We start from the raw sequence: 16,225 nt of genomic DNA on the forward strand, positions 1-16,225 counted from the left end.
GGCAGACTGGGCCTCCGCCGTCGCGGGGGAACAAAGGGACGTAGATGGCGAGCCTCAAGGCACTCAAGATCCGTATCGGCTCGGTGAAGTCGACGCAGAAGATCACCAAGGCGATGAAGATGGTCGCCGCTGCGAAACTGCGCCGTGCGCAGGACGCGGCGGTCGCCGGCCGGCCCTATGCCGAGCGGCTCGAAGCGGTGATGGCGAGCCTTGCCGGGCGCGTCGGCATCGCGCCGGGCGCATCGCCCCTGCTGGCCGGGACCGGCAAGGACCAGGTCCATCTGATCGTCATCGCGACGTCGGAGCGTGGTCTGGCCGGTGCGTTCAACACCAACATCGTCCGCGCGGCACGTCGCAAGGCCGAGGAGCTGATCGCGGCCGGCAAGACCGTGAAATTCTATGTCGCCGGCAAGAAGGGCCGCGTGATCAAGCGTTTCTTCCCGAACGACATTCTCGCCGATCACGAGATGGGCGGGATCAAGAAGCTCGCGTTCAGCGACGCGCAGGCGATCTCCGAAGACCTGATCAAGCGCTTCGGCGAGGGTCAGTTCGACGTCGCGCATCTGTTCTATGCCAAGTTCGTCTCGGCGCTGGTGCAGGTGCCGACCGGCATCCAGATCGTTCCCGTGCCGCTCTCGACCATCCCCGGCGCAGAGGCAAAACCCAACGCACCGGCGGAAGCCGTGGTCGAGTACGAGCCCGACGAGGAAGCGATCCTCGCCGATCTGCTGCCGCGCAACGTCGCGATCCAGATCTTCCGCGCGCTGCTCGAAAACGCAGCGTCGGAGCAGGGCAGCCGCATGAACGCGATGGACAACGCCACGCGCAACGCGGGCGACATGATCACGCGCCTCTCGATCCAGTATAACCGTACACGCCAAGCCGCGATCACGACCGAGCTGGTCGAAATCATCTCGGGCGCCGAAGCGCTCAAGTAAGCCCAAGGAAGCAGATAATGGCAACCGCCCCAGAGACCATCGCCCCAGTGGCGGCAACGAACAACACAGGTCGCATCTCGCAGGTGATCGGCGCGGTCGTCGACGTGCATTTCCCGGACAACCTGCCCGCGATTCTGTCGGCGCTCGAAACCGATAACAACGGCAACCGGCTCGTCCTCGAAGTCGCGCAGCATCTCGGCGAGAACACCGTTCGCACGATCGCGATGGACGCGACCGAGGGTCTGACCCGCGGCCAGACCGTCACCGACACCGGCTCGCAGATCCGCGTGCCCGTCGGCCCGAAGACGCTTGGCCGCATCCTCAATGTCATCGGCGAGCCGATCGACGAGCGCGGCCCCGTCGGCGCAGAGCAGACCGCCCCGATCCACGCATCGGCACCGTTGTTCGTCGACCAGTCGACCGAGAGCGCGATCCTGGTCACCGGCATCAAGGTCATCGATCTGCTCGCACCTTATGCAAAGGGCGGCAAGATCGGCCTGTTCGGCGGCGCCGGCGTCGGCAAGACCGTGCTGATCCAGGAGCTGATCAACAACATCGCCAAGGGCCACGGCGGCACCTCGGTGTTCGCCGGCGTCGGCGAGCGTACCCGCGAGGGTAACGATCTGTACCACGAGTTCCTCGACGCAGGCGTCATCGCCAAGGATGCCGACGGCAATCCGCAGTCGGAAGGCTCGAAGGTCGCGCTGGTATTCGGCCAGATGAACGAGCCGCCGGGCGCACGCGCACGCGTCGCTCTCTCGGGTCTGACGATCGCCGAATATTTCCGCGACGTCGAAGGCCAGGACGTGCTGTTCTTCGTCGACAACATCTTCCGCTTCACGCAGGCGGGCGCAGAGGTTTCGGCACTGCTCGGCCGCATTCCGTCGGCCGTGGGCTATCAGCCGACGCTGTCGACCGACATGGGCGCGCTGCAGGAGCGCATCACCTCGACCAACAAGGGGTCGATCACCTCGGTGCAGGCCGTGTACGTTCCCGCGGACGATCTTACCGATCCGGCACCGGCAACGTCGTTCGCGCATCTCGATGCGACGACCAATCTCAACCGTGCGATTTCGGAGCTGGGCATCTACCCGGCGGTGGATCCGCTCGATTCGACCTCGCGTCTGCTCGAGCCACGCGTCGTCGGCCAGGAGCATTACGACACCGCCCGTGCGGTCCAGTCGACGCTGCAGAAGTACAAGTCGCTGCAGGACATCATCGCGATTCTCGGCATGGACGAGCTGTCCGAGGAGGATAAGCTCACCGTGCAGCGTGCGCGCAAGATCCAGAAGTTCCTGAGCCAGCCGTTCCACGTCGCCGAGGTCTTCACCGGCATCAGCGGCAAGTTCGTCCAGCTCGAGGACACTGTCCGTTCGTTCAAGGCGGTGGTCGAGGGTGAGTATGATCACCTGCCCGAGAGCGCCTTCTACATGGTCGGCGGCATCGACGAAGCGGTCGCCAAGGCCGAGAAGATGGCTGCGGAGGCGTAAGCCAACCTGACTCCCCCTCCCGCAAGCGGGAGGGGGCTGGGGGGTGGGCACCCGCTCTCCACGTCGCGCGAGGCCGATAGCGCGAGCCCACCCCCGGCCCCTCCCGCATGCGGGAGGGGAGTGAGAAGATAGACATGCTGCATTTCGAACTCGTCACGCCAGAAAAGCTCGTCCGGTCGGAGGAGGTCTATATGGTCGTCGTCCCCGGCACCGAAGGCGATTTCGGCGTGCTGGAAGGCCATGCGCCGTTCATGTCGACCGTCCGTGACGGGAGCGTGCAGGTGCATCGGACGCAGAACGGCACGCCCGATACGATCGCGATCCGCGGTGGTTTCGCCGAGGTCAACGCCACGGGCCTGACCATCCTCGCCGAGCAGGCGGGCGAGTAAACAGCCTCAGGCGAGCGCCGCGTCGGTAGCGACGGGCGCCGCCGCCTTGCGCTGCCGGGCTAGCACCTGCAGCAGCGGCCGTTCGATCCAGCGGTGGACGATGAGCCCCGCGACCGTCGACAGCGTCACGACTAGCGCGACGAAGACCAGCGCCGGGCATTCCGGCAACATCCCGCCGATGCGCCACAGCAGCGCGATCAGGCAAGGGTGGACGAGATAGGTCGAATAGGAGGCGTCGCCGATCCGCGCGACGATCCGGTCGAACCGGCCGCCACCTGGCGTGTCGATCACCCCGAGCAGGACGAGCGCCCAGGGCAGCCCCCAGGTCCAGCTGCGTGCAAGACCGGAGGTGCCGGCGACTGCCGCCTGGACATCGCCCGAGACCGCGGGACCTAGCCCGACGGCGATACCGATAGCGAGCAGCGCGGTTCCCAGAACCGTGGCCATCGCCGCGACGGGTGCGGTGATGCCCCGTCGCCAGGCGATCCAGACGAGCAGGCCAAAGGCGAATTCCAGCTGCATCGGATTGAAGAGGAGCCGCGCCGGCGCCCAGCCGGGCTGGACGATGCAGCCGAGCAGCGCAACGGTGAGCGTCGCGACCAGCAGCCACCGGGTCCTGTGGTGGCGGGCGGTCATCGCGAGTGCGACAAGCGCGTAGAAGGCAAATTCGAAGCCCAGCGTCCAGCCGACATAGAGCGAAGGCTGATGATAGTCGGCGCCGTCGAGCAGCGGGAGGACGGTGATCGACATCAGCATCGCCTCGACCGGCTGCGGCTCGGTCGCGACGAGGATATAGGCGATGCTGGCGAGCGCGAAGAGCGGGACGATGCGGCGCCAGCGCTGGACGAGAAAACCCCAGGGATCGCGTGGTGCGGTCGCGAGCGACTGCGCCATGACGAAGCCGCTGATGACGAAGAAGAGATCGACGCCGCTGATGCCGACCACGGAGAGATTGGGCACCGACGGGATGAACGCGCCGGTGATCCGCACCGGACCCGCATCGACCAGGTTCGCTGCATGCGCGGCAACGACCATCGTCGCGGCGAGCGCGCGCAGCCATTGAATCGGGGTGACACGCTGCGCCGACATCCACCCTGGATAGCGTGCTAGCGGTTAAGCGTCGGTTGCTGTCGTATCAGAGAAAATTATAGGGATCGACGTCGACGGTGACGCGCACCTTGGACGGCCAGTCGAGCGTGCCGAGCCATGCACGGATCACGTCCTGCACGTCGAGCGCGCGCTTCGCATGGACGAGCAGGCGGTAGCGGTGCCGGCCGCGCAGCATCGCAAGCGGTGCGGGCGCGGGGCCATAGACATGCATCCCCTCGACCTGCGGTGCGCTTCGCCCGACGAGATTGGCGGTGTCGTGCGCGCACCGCTGATCCTCCGACGACACGACGATCGCGGCATAACGGCCAAAGGGCGGCGCGCCCGCATCCTTGCGCGCCTCGGTCTCGGCCGCATAAAAGGCGTCGGCGTCGCCGGTGATCAGCGCCTGCATCACCTGCGCGGCGGGGCTGTGCGTCTGGATGAAGACATGGCCGGGCTTCTCGCCGCGCCCGGCACGCCCCGACACCTGGCGGATCTGCTGGAAGGTGCGCTCAGCCGCGCGCAGGTCGCCGCCGTCGAGCCCCAGATCCGCATCGACCACGCCGACCAGCGTCAGATTGGGGAAGTGATAGCCCTTGGTCACCAGCTGCGTGCCGACGACGATGTCGATATCGCCCGCCTCCATCCGGTCGACGAATTCCGCTGCCTTGGCAGGCGACCAGATCGTGTCCGACGTGACGACCGCGGTCTTCGCCTCGGGAAATAGTGCTGCGACCTCGTCCGCGATCCGCTCGACACCGGGACCGCAGGCGACGAGCGTATCCTCGCCCTGGCATTCGGGACAGACGCGCGGGGTCGGCTCGGCATGGCCGCAATGATGACAGGCAAGACGCCGCGTCAGCCGGTGCTCGACCATCCATGCGGTGCAGTTGGGACACTGGAACCGGTGCCCGCAGGTGCGGCACAGCGTCAGCGGTGCATAGCCCCGGCGGTTGAGGAACAGCAGTACCTGTTCGCGCTTCTCCAGCGTCGCCTGCATCGCCTGGACCAGTCGCGGGGCGAGCCAGCGACCGCGCTCGGGCGGCTCCTTGATCAGGTCGATCGGTTCGATCGTCGGCATTTCCGCCACGCCGAACCGACCGGGCAGCCTCAGTTCGGCATAACGGCCGGTCGCGACCTGCTGGCGGGTCTCGATCGCGGGGGTGGCGGAAGCGAGGATGACCGGGCACCCCTCGAACTTGCCGCGCATCACCGCGACGTCGCGAGCGTGATAATGCACGCCCTCTTCCTGTTTGAAGCTGGTTTCGTGCGCTTCGTCGACGACGATCAGGCCAAGATCGCGATAGGGCAGGAACAGCGCGGAGCGTGCGCCGACCGTCACCAGCGCCTCGCCGCTCGCGATCGCACGCCAGGCCCGGCGGCGCTGGGTGGACCGCAGCCCCGAATGCCACGCGATCGGCTCGCAGCCGAACCTGTTGTGGAAGCGCTTGAGGAAGGGCTCGGTCAATGCGATCTCGGGCAGCAGCACCAGAGTCTGGCGGCCGTCGCGGATCGCCTGCGCGACCGCCTCGAAATAGACCTCGGTCTTGCCCGAGCCGGTCACGCCGTCGAGCAATGTCGGCGTGAAGATGTGGTCGGCGACGCCTTTTACGAGCGAGTCCGCCGCCGCGCGCTGATCGGGCGACAGCACGGGGACGTGATGCAGCGGGTCGGGGACAGGATAGGGGCTGTCGATATCCACCTCGACCGCCTCGATCCCGCCGACCTTGACGAGACCGCGAATGACCGCGTCGCTCACCTCGGCGAGCTGCGCCAGTTCACGGATCAGACCCTGGCGATCACCGATCCGCTCGAGCGCCTGCTCGCGTTGCGGCGTCAGGCGCGGGGGGATCGTGCCGGTCGCGCGATATTCGGTCGCGGTGCGCGCGCCCTCGAGCGCGGAAGTCGAGGCGAGCGACATCCGCAGCACCGAGGCGGGGGGCGCCAGATAATAATCGGCGGTCCATTCGATCAGCCGGCGCAGTGGCGCGCCGAGCGGCGGCACGTCCGCGGCCGCGAGCAGATTGCGCAGGCGGTTGTCGCCGACCTCCGCATCCGACGGCATCCGCTCCGCCTCCCATACCACGCCGAGCAGCTGGCGCGGACCCAGCGGCGCGACCACGATCGAGCCGGGCGCGACGTCCATGCCCGCGGGCACGCGGTAGTCGAGCGGCCCGAGGGCGGCGTTGAGGATCAGGACACGGGCGCGCGACGACATGGCCGACGCATATGGGGGCAGATCGACTCGACGGAAACCTTTTAGCGGCGTGTGGTCGTCGTCGCGGCGGCCATCAGGGTGAACCCGATCAGGCGGCGCGGCGCCGTTCGCCGATCCGTTCGCGCTTGGCGCGGTAGAGGACGATGTCGACGCGGTGCACGAAATCGCGGACCGTCTGGCAATCGGGTTCGAGCGCGGCGATGCCGACGGTGCCCGCGCTGATCATCGCCAGGCCGTCGACCGAAACCGGCACCTGCAACGCCTCCTGCAGCCGGCTGATGATCTCCTCAGGTGCACCGACCAGCGCCGGGTCGTCGACGATCACCGCGAACTCGTCACCGCCGAGCCGCGCGGCAACGCTGCCGCGAAGCCATGGCGCCTGCAGGATCTGGCCGACGCCGCGCAGCACGTCGTCGCCTGCGTTATGGCCAAGCGTGTCGTTGATCGCCTTGAACCCGTCGAGATCGACCAGCGCGAGCAGCAACGGCGATGCCGCTGTACGCGCGCGCGTGATGGCCGCGTCGAGTGCCCGGTCGAAGGCGGCCCGGTTGGCGAGGCCGGTGAGCGCATCGGTTTCGGCCGTGCGTCTCAGCGTGAGTTCGAGCGCGTGACGATCGGTCACGTCCTGGAAGATGCCGACGATCGCGACGGGACCGTCCACGTTCCGCTGGGCCTCATGTTCCAGCTCGCCCTGCACGCGCACCCGTCGTGGATTGCCCAGCGCAGTGGTGAAGTCGAGTTCGAGATCGATCGGGACGCCGGTGCGGATGACGTCGGTGAGCGCCTGCGCGATCTGTTCGCGGGCATGGGGGGGATAGTGATCGATCGCCTTGGACGGGTCGGGTTGCGCGCCCAGCGGCAGCTCGTGGATCCGGAAGACGCCGTCGGACCATTCGAGCGGACCGTCGGGCCACAGCACGCGCCACGATCCGATCGCCGCCATCCGCTCGGCCTGGCGGAAGATGCGGTCCTGGCGAGCGAGAACGGACGACTGGCGATCCGCGGTCACCGCGATCGCCAGCGCCTGCATTGCCGCGGTCCGCGCGGCGATCGCAGCCTCGGCAAGCGTGGCGAGATGCACAAGCGCTTTCCGCCCTGCCGCATTCAGGCTGCGCGGATGGGTGTCGAGCACGCACAGCGCGCCGATCGGGTGACGTCGACCGTCGTCGGCGATCGCGTGGATCGGGGCACCGGCATAGAATCGCACCCCGTCGGAGGCGGCAACCAGCGGATTGGCGGTGAACCGCGAATCACCCGACAAATCCTCCACGACCAGCGGCGCCGATCCCTGAATGGTGACGTTGCACATGGTCACGTCGCGCGCGATCTCGCCGCGTTCACCGTCATTGGCGGCCTTGATCCACAAGCGGTCGCGATCGATCAGCGTCATCATCGCGCTGGGGCAGTCGAGCATTTCGGCCGCCAGCGCGACGAGCGCGTCGAATTCGCGCTCCGGTTCGGTATCGAGCAGCGCGAGCGCGTTGAGCGTCGCCACCCGGCGCTCCTCGTCGGCCGAGGCAAAACGCGATGGTGATCCGGGCATTTCGCGAGGGGCGGACTCGGGGAGCGACATGTCTTCGAATAGGCCTGCGTTAGTTAATTTTCTTTGTCGTTCAAACGCTCTAGCATGCCGGAATGACCTCACCCGACACGCTTCCCCCGTCGATGCTCTGGGCGACGCATCTGGCGCGGGACCGGATGCGGTCGGTGCACACGGTGCGCGCCTATCGCGCGGTCGCCGAGCGGTTGACGGCGTTCCTCGTCGGGCACTGGGCGGGGGCGGTCGATCGCGCGGCGCTGGGCCGGACGAGCACGGCGGATCTTCGCGCCTATCTGGCCTATCGGCGAGGGCAGGGGCTGGGGAATGCATCGGCGGCGCGCGAGCTGTCCGCGGTGCGCGGTTTCCTCGCATGGGCGAATGCGGATGCCGAACCGCCGCGACTGAAGGGGCCGCGGGTCCAGCGCGGCGTGCCGCGCCCGATCTCGCCGGCCGAAGCGGTGGCGCTGGCCGGGGAGGTCGCCGACGACGCGGCCGAGCCGTGGATCGGCGCGCGCGACTGGGCGGTGCTGATGCTGCTGTACGGCGCGGGGCTGCGAATCGGTGAGGCGCTGCTGCTGACGCCGGCGATCCTGCCGCTCGGCGAGACGCTGTCGGTGACCGGCAAGCGCGCCAAGACGCGGATCGTGCCGCTGTTGCCACAGGTCCGTGACGCAATCGAGGCCTATGTCGCGCTATGCCCCTGGGCGCTGGCACCGTCGGAGCCACTGTTCCGGGGGGCAAAGGGTGGCCCGCTCGCACCTGCGATCGTGCGCCGCGCGGTCCGCGGGGCCCGCGGGCGGCTCGGGCTTGGCGAGCGGACGACGCCGCACGCACTGCGCCACAGTTTTGCGACGCATCTGCTGGGACGCGGGGCGGACCTGCGCGCGTTGCAGGAGCTGCTCGGCCATGCGAGCCTCAGCTCGACGCAGATCTATACGCAGGTCGACGCCGCGCATCTGATGGACGTGTACCGCAACGCGCATCCGCGGGCGTAGCGCAGGGTCAGCCTTTCGGCTTCCATGTCAGCACGCGCCAGCCATAGGCCAGTGCGATGATGACGAACGTCGCGACCGACACCGGGCCGACATAGCGGTCGAGCTGCTGGAACCGCGAGCCGAGCAGGATGCCCGCATAGGCGAGCACGGTGTTCCAGATCGCGCTGCCCGCAGCAGTCCAGATCACGAACTTCCACAACGGCATGTACGTCATTCCCGCCGGGAGCGAGATGATCGTCCGGAAGGTCGGCATGAAGCGGAAGACGAAGATCACCCAGCCGCCGCGCTTCACGAAGAATCGGTGGACCTTCTCGATGTCCGACCATTCGATTGTCAGCCAGCGGCCATGCCGCTCGACAAACGGGCGGAAGCGCTCGTAGCCGATGTTCCGGCCGATATAATACCAAAAGTAATTGCCCGCGACCGATCCGACCGTGCCCGCAACGATCAGCGGCACGACTGTCATATGGCCGCGCGCGACCGCAATGCCGCCGAGCCCCATGATCACCTCGGACGGTACGGGGGGCACGATATTCTCGAGCGCCATCAGCAAAAAGATGCCGAAATAGCCGCCCCAGGCGATCAGGTTGATGATGAATTCGGTCATGGCTAACCGATACTTCCGGGAGGCCGCATGTGTTCCCTCGACAGCGCGGTCGCACCATCCCGGCGTGAACCGGGATGGTGGTTTTCCTACCGCGCCGCGACCTTCGCCTCAATCGCGTCCCAGATCATCGCGGAGACGTCGGTGCCGTCGAACCGTTCGATCGCGACGATACCGGTGGGCGAGGTCACGTTGATCTCGGTCAGCCACTTGCCGCCGATCACGTCGATGCCGACGAACAGCAGCCCGCGCTTCCTGAGTTCAGGCCCGAGGACCGCGCAGATCTCGCGCTCGGTCGGGGTCAGCTCGGTCTTTTCCGCCGAGCCGCCGACCGCGAGGTTGGAGCGGATCTCGCCCTCACCCGGCAGGCGGTTGATCGCGCCGGCGACTTCGCCGTCGACGAGCACGATGCGCTTGTCGCCCTTGGCCACGTCGGGAAGGAACGCCTGGACCATGTGCGGCTCGCGCCACGTCATGTTGAACACCTCGATCAGCGCGGACAGGTTGGCACCGTCCGATTCGACCTTGAAGATCGCCTTGCCGCCATTGCCGTGGAGCGGCTTGATCACGATCGCGCCGTGTTCGGCCAGGAAGGCGCGCGCCTCGTCGAGGCTGCGCGTGACGAGCGTCGGCGGCATGAACTGCGGATAGTCGAGCACGAACACCTTTTCGGGTGCGTTGCGGACCTGTGCGGGGTCGTTGACGACCAGCGTCTTGCCGGCGATCCGCTCGAGCAGATGCGTCGCGGTGATGTAACCGAGATCGAAGGGCGGGTCCTGCCGCATGAGCACGACGTCGGCCTCGTCGCCGAGATCGAGGTTCACCGGCTCGCCGACGCTGAAGTGATCGCCGGTCACGCGCTGAACGGTGACGGGGTGCGCCTTCGCCCAGACCCGGCCGTCGCGGTAGTTGAGATCCTCCGCGGCATAATGGAACAGGCTATGCCCGCGCTCCTGTGCGGAGAGCATCAGCGCGAAGGTCGAATCGCCCGCGATATTGATGCTGTCGAGCGGGTCCATCTGGACGGCGACGGTGAGGCTCATGCGTCTTCCTTCTATGCGGTCGAGCGCATGTAGGTGCGCGCGGGCCGCAAGTCACCCGACCCGCTCAGCCGATCCATGCATTCTCGATATGGCGGGGGCGCGTACCCGGCGCGAGCAGGATGACGTCGACGCGGATATCGTCGCCCGCCCCGGCATAGCGCGGCATCAAAAACTCTGCCGCCGCGGCGACCCGCGCGAGCCGCCGCTCGTCGATCGCGAAGTCGAGTTCGGCGGCGGTCGCGCGCGTCTTCACCTCGACGAACGCGATGAGCGTCCCCTTGCGCGCGACGATGTCGACCTCGCCCGCAGGCGTCCGCACGCGACGGTCGAGGATGCTCCAGCCCTTCAGTCGCAGCCACCAGCCGGCCAGCCGCTCCCCGCGCCGCCCCGCAGCTTCCGCGACCTGTCGATCGGCGGTGCTCGCCGTCCGTCTGCGGGAGGGGCGCGGGGCGGGGAGGGTCACCCCTTCGCCTTCAGTTCGAGCGCGCGGGCGTAGAGCGTCTTGCGGTCGAGCCCGAGCGCTTTGGCAACCTCGCTCGCGGCCTGGCCGGTGGAGAGGCGGGTGAGGGCATCGGCCAGCGCCGTGTCGGCATCCTCCGCGCTGGCCGGGGGGGCGTCGCCGGGGGGCGCGATGACGATGACGATCTCGCCGCGCGGCGGCGCGTCGGCGTAGCGGGTGGCGAGGGTCGTCAGCGTGCCCGTCACCGCCTCCTCGAACCGCTTGGTGATTTCACGTGTGACCGCCGCCTCACGGTCGCCGAGTCCTTCGGCGAGCGCGGCAAGGCTGGCACCGAGACGCGGACCCGATTCGTAGAGCACCAGCGTCGCGCGGATCGTGGCGATCTCGGCGATCGCCTCCGACCGGGCATGCGCCTTGGACGGCAGGAAGCCGACGAACAGGAAGCGATCGGTCGGCAGTCCCGCCAGCGTGAGCGCGGCGACCGCGGCGCAGGGGCCGGGGATCGTCACCACGAGATGCCCCGCCGCGCGCGCGTCGCGCACTAGCTTGAATCCGGGATCGGAAATCAGCGGCGTGCCCGCGTCCGACACCAGCGCCACCGCCTCGGTCGCCATCCGCGCGATCAGCGCGGGGCGGACGCCCTCGGCGCTGTGATCATGATAGGGGACCATCGGCGTCTTGGTACCGACATGGCGGAGCAGACCGGCGGTGACACGGCTGTCCTCGACCGCGACGACGTCGGCACGCGCGAGGATGTCGGCGGCACGCGGCGACAGATCACCGAGATTGCCGATCGGCGTCGCGACGATGTAAAGGCCGGGGTTCAGTGAAGTTTCAGGGTTCATGGGGATTGTCATGGCAGACGCAGCGACGATAGGGCAATCGGCCCGGCACCGGATGCGCGCGTTTGGGCGCTCAGCCGCACTCACGCTGGCCTGCCTGCTGGGCGCGTGCCAGACGATCGTCCCGCGCGGTCCCGTCGAGCCGTCGCAGCAGCGCCCGACCACCCGTCCTACCGACACGCCGGCGATCGGGGTCGAGACCGGCATCCCACGCGATGCCGAGCGCAACCGCGTCGCGCTGCTCGTGCCGCTGTCGGGAAGCAATGCGGGGGTCGGCACGTCGATCGCCAATGCGACGATGATGGCGCTGCTCGACACGCAGAACCAGCGCGTGCGGATCACCAATTACGATACCGCGACGGGTGCCGCGGCCGCGGCCCAGCGCGCGATCGCGGAAGGTGCGCAGCTGATCCTCGGGCCGCTGCTGTCCGACGACGTGCGGACGGTCGCGCCGATCGCGCGCGCGGCGGGCGTGCCGGTGCTGAGCTTCTCGAACGATCTCGGGGTGGCCGGCAACGGCGCCTATCTGATGGGCTATGTGCCGACCCAGTCAATTTCGCGCGTCGTCGATTTCGCGCGCGAGCGCGGCGTGTCGAACTTTGCCGGGCTGGTCCCGAACGGACTGTATGGCGAGCGCGCCTCGACCGCATTCCTCCGTGCGGTCGAGGGAGCGGGCGGCCAGGTCGTGTCGCTCCAGACCTATGGCCGGACCGCCGGTGGCGTGTCGGGCGCGGTCACGCGGCTCGCCGCGAAGGCACCTTATGATGCCGTGCTGATCGCCGACAGCGGTTCGACCGCGGCGTCGGCGGCGGCGCTGGTGAAGCGCGGCGCGGGCGCATCGACCCGGATCCTTGGCACCGAGCTGTGGAATTCCGAATCGAGCGTCGCCGCCAAGCCGGCGTTGAACGGCGCCTGGTATGCGAGCGTGTCGGATACGCTGTACCGGCAATATGCCGCCAAATACCGTGCACGCTTCGGCAGCGGGCCGTACCGCCTGTCGAGCCTCGGCTATGATTCGGTGCTGCTGACGGTGCGGATCGCACGCGACTGGAAGCCGGGGACCGCGTTCCCCGTGTCGCGGCTGCGCGATGGCGACGGCTTTTCGGGCATCGACGGTGCGTTCCGCTTCGGCCGCGACAATGTCGCCGAGCGTGCGCTGGAGGTGAAGGAAATCCGCGGGGGGACCACCACTGTTGTCTCGCCCGCGCCGAGCGGCTTCGGCGGCTGACGCCGACTCCGTTCGTCATCCCCGCGGAGGCGGGGATCCATACGGATGATCGGTTGCGATTCGAGTCGCGCGGCTAGCCAGTCTGGGTTCCCGCCTCCGCGGGAATGACATGGGTGGGGCGTTACGCCGTCACGATCTCCGGCAGGATCGCGTCCAGCAGGAGCGCACCCGCATCGGTCACGCGCAGCCGGCCCGGCGTGTGGGCGATCAGCCCGAGCGCTTCGAGCCGCGCCACCGCGGCGAGATCGACCGGCACCACGCCGTCGTTGAGCCGCGTGATCCGGTCGAGATCAACTCCCTCGGCCAGGCGCAGCCCCATCAGCAGCGCCTCGGTCGCGCGCGTCGAGGGGGTGAGCGGGTCCTCGACCTCCATCCCGTGGCCGTTGCGCTCGATCGCCGCGAGCCAGTTTTCGGGCTTCTTGCGGCGCACTGTCGCCAGGCCACCGCGGCGGCCATGCGCGCCAGGGCCGATCCCGGCGTAATCCTGATAGCGCCAATAGGCGAGATTGTGGCGGCTCTCCGACCCCGGCCGCGCGTGGTTCGAGGTTTCATAGGCGGGGAGCCCGGCGGCTGCGGTGTCGGCGCGCGTCGCCTCGAACAGGTCGGCTGCACTGTCCCCGTCGGGGATGACGATGCGCCCCGCGAGCGCCTCGGTCGCGAACCGCGTGCCGGGCTCGATGGTAAGCTGATAGAGCGACAGATGCTCCGTCCCGAAGCTCAGTGCGCGCGCGAGTTCGGCGCGCCAGTCGGCAAGCCGCTGGCCGGGGAGCGCATAGATCAGGTCGAAACTCACGCGCGGAAAGACGCTCTGCGCGGTCGCCAGCGCCGCCTGTCCCTCGTTCACGTCATGCGCGCGGCCGAGGAATTTCAGCGCCTGATCGTCGAGCGACTGCAATCCCAGCGACACGCGGTTGACGCCTGCGCTCGCGAGGTCGGCGAAGCGCGCGGCCTCGACCGAGGAGGGATTGGCCTCGAGCGTGATCTCGATCCCCTCGGCAAAGCCCCAGGCGCGTTCGGCGGCGTCGAGGATCGCGGCCACCGTTGCGGGTGGCATCAGCGAGGGGGTGCCGCCGCCGAAGAAGATCGACTGGAGCTTGCGTCCCGGCAGCACCGACGCCTCGTGTGAAACGTCGGTGAGCAGCGCCGCGCGCCATGCCGCCTGGTCGACGCCCTCACGGACATGGCTGTTGAAGTCGCAATAGGGGCATTTCGACACGCAGAACGGCCAATGGACGTAGAGCGCGAGGTCCCCCGAAGGCGGCGGGGCGGGGCTTGGCGTTTCGATCGGGGGCATTATCTCGCGCATATGGTCGCACGGAGCGACAGAAGGAAGCGCAATGACGGTTCGGTTGGGTCTGGCAGTTGCGGCGGCGTTGTTCGCCGGCGCTTGCGCGCAGGGGCCGGAACGCGTCGTGGAGCGGCGCGAGACGCAGGCGCCGGCGCCCCGCGGGCCCGCGCTTCTCAAGGCGGCGATGATGGACGGGCATAACGCCGCGCGGGCGGCGGTGGGTGTTCCGCCGCTGGTATGGAGCGATACGCTGGCGACCACCGCGCGCGCCTATGCCGAGGAAATGGCCAACACGCGCAAATTTGCGCATGCGCATCAGGTTCAGGGGCCGGGCCGCGAGGGCGAGAATCTGTGGACCGGCACGCGCTATGCCTATGCCTATCCCGAGATGATCGGCCACTGGGTCGCCGAACGAAAGGATTTCATCAACGGCGTGACGCCCGCGTTCAGTCGGACCGGCAAATATGAGGATGTCGCGCACTACACGCAGATCGTCTGGCGCAATTCGACCGCGGTGGGATGCGCGATGGCGAGCAACGAACGCGACGATTATCTGGTGTGCCGCTATTCGCCGCCGGGCAATGTGGTGGGCGAGCGTAGCTACTAGGCACGCGAGAGTGCCGGACCGTCACCGGGGGTGACGGTCCGGCGGCGTTCAGAACACGGCGGCCTTCAACAGTTCGAACGCGACGTTCCGGTGGCTGATCGCGTTCTTCGTCTCGTGCGGCAGCTCTGCATAGGTCTGGTCATGGCCCAGCGGCACGAACATCGGGTCATAGCCGAAGCCGACCTTGCCGCGTGGCGGCCAGACCAGCGTGCCCTCGGCGCGGCCTTCGAACCATTCGACATGGCCGTCGGGCCAGGCGAGCGCGAGCACGCTGACGAAATGCGCGCCGCGGGTCGCGTCGGGACCCTTGGCGGCGAGCGCGTCCTCGACCTTCTGCATCGCCATCGACCAGTCGCGACCGTTCGGGGTCTCCGCCCAGTCGGCGGTGTACACGCCCGGATCGCCACCCAGCGCATCGACGCACAGCCCGCTGTCGTCGGCGAGCGCGGGATAGCCCGACAGGTCGGCGGCGGAGCGTGCCTTCAGCTCGGCATTGGCAAAGAAGGTCGTCCCCGTCTCGACCGGCTCGGGCAGGTCGAGATCCGCCGCCGACACGACGTCGAACCCGCGCCCTGCGAGCAGGTCGGCGATCTCGCGGACCTTGCCCTTGTTGTGGCTGGCGATGACGAGCTTGCCGGGCTGGAGCTTGCGGATGGCCTGGGGGGTGCCGCCTTCGCCGCTCACTTGGCGACCGCCTTGGCCTGTGCCGCGAAGATGTCCGCGCAGCCGATCCGGGCGAGCCGCAACAGGCGGAGCAGCGCCTCCTCGTCATAGGTCGCGCCCTCGGCGGTCGCCTGCGCTTCGGCGATGTTGCCGTTTTCGAGCAGGACGAAATTCGCATCCGCGTCCGCACCCGAATCCTCGATATAGTCGAGGTCGAGCACGGGGTTGCCCTGATAGATGCCGCAGCTGATCGCGGCGACCTTCTGCGTCAGCGGATCGGCGGTCAGTTTGCCGCTGGCCAGCAGCCCGTCGATCGCGAGCCGCAGCGCGACCCAGGCGCCCGAGATCGACGCTGTGCGCGTGCCGCCGTCCGCCTGAAGCACGTCGCAGTCGAGCACGATCTGGCGCTCGCCGAGCAGCTTCAGGTCGGTGACGGCGCGAAGTGAACGGCCGATCAGACGCTGGATTTCCTGCGTGCGGCCCGACTGCTTGCCCTTGGCCGCCTCACGATTGTTGCGCGTGTTGGTCGAGCGCGGGAGCATGCCGTATTCGGCGGTCACCCAGCCTTCGCCCTTGCCGCGCAGGAACGGCGGGACCTTCTCCTCGATGCTGGCGGTGACGAGCACCTTGGTGTCGCCGAAACCGATCAGGACGGAGCCTTCGGCGTGCTTGGTGAAGCGGGGTTCGATCGTGATGCTGCGCATCTGGTCTGGGGCACGGCCGGATGGGCGCATGATGTATTCCTAAACTTCTTCCGTTCGTTCTGAGTAGCTGCTGAGCTCGTCGAAGCGGCGTATCGAAGGATCGGCCCGCTTAGGGCACATCCTTCGA

The 16,225-nt window shown here is 68.1% G+C and carries 16 protein-coding genes; 6 read left to right on the forward strand and 10 right to left on the reverse strand.

The features are described from left to right. Window positions 1-44 precede the first annotated feature (44 nt). The 3 genes from FHY04_RS01755 (at window position 45) to FHY04_RS01765 (ending at window position 2,817) form a co-directional block, all read left to right on the forward strand. The gene (locus FHY04_RS01755; protein ID WP_056405313.1) at window positions 45-938 is read left to right on the forward strand and encodes a F0F1 ATP synthase subunit gamma; all 894 of its coding nucleotides are present in this window, start codon (window positions 45-47) and stop codon (window positions 936-938) included. Between the two features lie 17 nt (window positions 939-955). Further along, window positions 956-2,428 (forward strand): F0F1 ATP synthase subunit beta, encoded by a 1,473-nt coding sequence (gene atpD / locus FHY04_RS01760; protein ID WP_037530472.1) that lies wholly within the window; start codon window positions 956-958, stop codon window positions 2,426-2,428. A 134-nt stretch (window positions 2,429-2,562) separates the two neighbouring features. Further along, a complete protein-coding gene (locus FHY04_RS01765) occupies window positions 2,563-2,817 on the forward strand; it encodes an ATP synthase F1 subunit epsilon (RefSeq protein ID WP_183935189.1) in 255 nt (84 codons plus the stop codon). 6 nt (window positions 2,818-2,823) lie between these two features. Here FHY04_RS01765 and FHY04_RS01770 read toward each other — a convergent pair whose 3' ends face one another. The 3 genes from FHY04_RS01770 to FHY04_RS01780 form a co-directional block, all read right to left on the reverse strand. Next, window positions 2,824-3,906, reverse strand: coding sequence for an acyltransferase (locus tag FHY04_RS01770; RefSeq protein ID WP_183935190.1), 1,083 nt, complete (start codon window positions 3,904-3,906; stop codon window positions 2,824-2,826). 46 nt (window positions 3,907-3,952) lie between these two features. Beyond that, window positions 3,953-6,124: a primosomal protein N' gene (locus tag FHY04_RS01775; RefSeq protein ID WP_183935191.1), complete on the reverse strand. Its 2,172-nt coding sequence runs from the start codon at window positions 6,122-6,124 to the stop codon at window positions 3,953-3,955. Between the two features lie 88 nt (window positions 6,125-6,212). Beyond that, window positions 6,213-7,667, reverse strand: a complete 1,455-nt coding sequence (locus tag FHY04_RS01780; protein WP_183935192.1) for a sensor domain-containing diguanylate cyclase — start codon at window positions 7,665-7,667, stop codon at window positions 6,213-6,215. A gap of 92 nt (window positions 7,668-7,759) precedes the next feature. Between FHY04_RS01780 and FHY04_RS01785 the strand changes: the two genes are divergently transcribed. Then, entirely contained in the window at window positions 7,760-8,659 is a 900-nt protein-coding gene (locus tag FHY04_RS01785) for a tyrosine recombinase XerC (RefSeq protein WP_183935193.1), read from the forward strand. 7 nt (window positions 8,660-8,666) lie between these two features. Here the strand turns inward: FHY04_RS01785 and FHY04_RS01790 are convergent, their stop codons facing one another. The 4 genes from FHY04_RS01790 to rsmI form a co-directional block, all read right to left on the reverse strand. Then, entirely contained in the window at window positions 8,667-9,266 is a 600-nt protein-coding gene (locus tag FHY04_RS01790; protein WP_183935194.1) for a DedA family protein, read from the reverse strand. A gap of 86 nt (window positions 9,267-9,352) precedes the next feature. After that, window positions 9,353-10,306 carry a glutathione synthase gene (gene gshB, locus FHY04_RS01795; RefSeq protein ID WP_183935195.1) on the reverse strand — a complete coding sequence of 318 codons (954 nt, stop codon included), beginning with the start codon at window positions 10,304-10,306 and terminating at the stop codon, window positions 9,353-9,355. Between the two features lie 64 nt (window positions 10,307-10,370). Then, a complete protein-coding gene (locus tag FHY04_RS01800; protein WP_183935196.1) occupies window positions 10,371-10,769 on the reverse strand; it encodes a YraN family protein in 399 nt (132 codons plus the stop codon). Beyond that, window positions 10,766-11,611, reverse strand: a complete 846-nt coding sequence (rsmI, locus tag FHY04_RS01805) for a 16S rRNA (cytidine(1402)-2'-O)-methyltransferase (protein WP_183935197.1) — start codon at window positions 11,609-11,611, stop codon at window positions 10,766-10,768. The genes FHY04_RS01800 and rsmI overlap by 4 nt, the downstream gene beginning before the upstream one ends. 10 nt (window positions 11,612-11,621) lie before the next feature. Here rsmI and FHY04_RS01810 point away from each other — a divergent pair, with 10 nt between their 5' ends. After that, window positions 11,622-12,836: a penicillin-binding protein activator gene (locus FHY04_RS01810; RefSeq protein ID WP_183935198.1), complete on the forward strand. Its 1,215-nt coding sequence runs from the start codon at window positions 11,622-11,624 to the stop codon at window positions 12,834-12,836. A 121-nt stretch (window positions 12,837-12,957) separates the two neighbouring features. Here FHY04_RS01810 and hemW read toward each other — a convergent pair whose 3' ends face one another. After that, on the reverse strand, window positions 12,958-14,130 hold the full coding sequence (gene hemW / locus FHY04_RS01815; RefSeq protein WP_183935199.1) for a radical SAM family heme chaperone HemW: 1,173 nt from the start codon (window positions 14,128-14,130) through the stop codon (window positions 12,958-12,960). 43 nt (window positions 14,131-14,173) lie between these two features. Here hemW and FHY04_RS01820 point away from each other — a divergent pair, with 43 nt between their 5' ends. After that, window positions 14,174-14,731, forward strand: coding sequence for a CAP domain-containing protein (locus FHY04_RS01820; protein WP_183935200.1), 558 nt, complete (start codon window positions 14,174-14,176; stop codon window positions 14,729-14,731). Between the two features lie 48 nt (window positions 14,732-14,779). Here the strand turns inward: FHY04_RS01820 and rdgB are convergent, their stop codons facing one another. Further along, complete coding sequence (gene rdgB / locus FHY04_RS01825) at window positions 14,780-15,415, reverse strand: RdgB/HAM1 family non-canonical purine NTP pyrophosphatase (protein WP_031441506.1); 636 nt, start codon at window positions 15,413-15,415, stop codon at window positions 14,780-14,782. After that, window positions 15,412-16,128, reverse strand: a complete 717-nt coding sequence (rph, locus tag FHY04_RS01830) for a ribonuclease PH (protein ID WP_056680061.1) — start codon at window positions 16,126-16,128, stop codon at window positions 15,412-15,414. Before rph ends, rdgB begins: the two co-directional genes overlap by 4 nt. Between the last annotated feature and the right edge of the window lie 97 nt (window positions 16,129-16,225).

The sequence above is a fragment of the Sphingomonas sp. BK481 genome (genome assembly GCF_014194875.1).
Classification (GTDB): Bacteria; Pseudomonadota; Alphaproteobacteria; order Sphingomonadales; family Sphingomonadaceae; genus Sphingomonas; species Sphingomonas aerolata.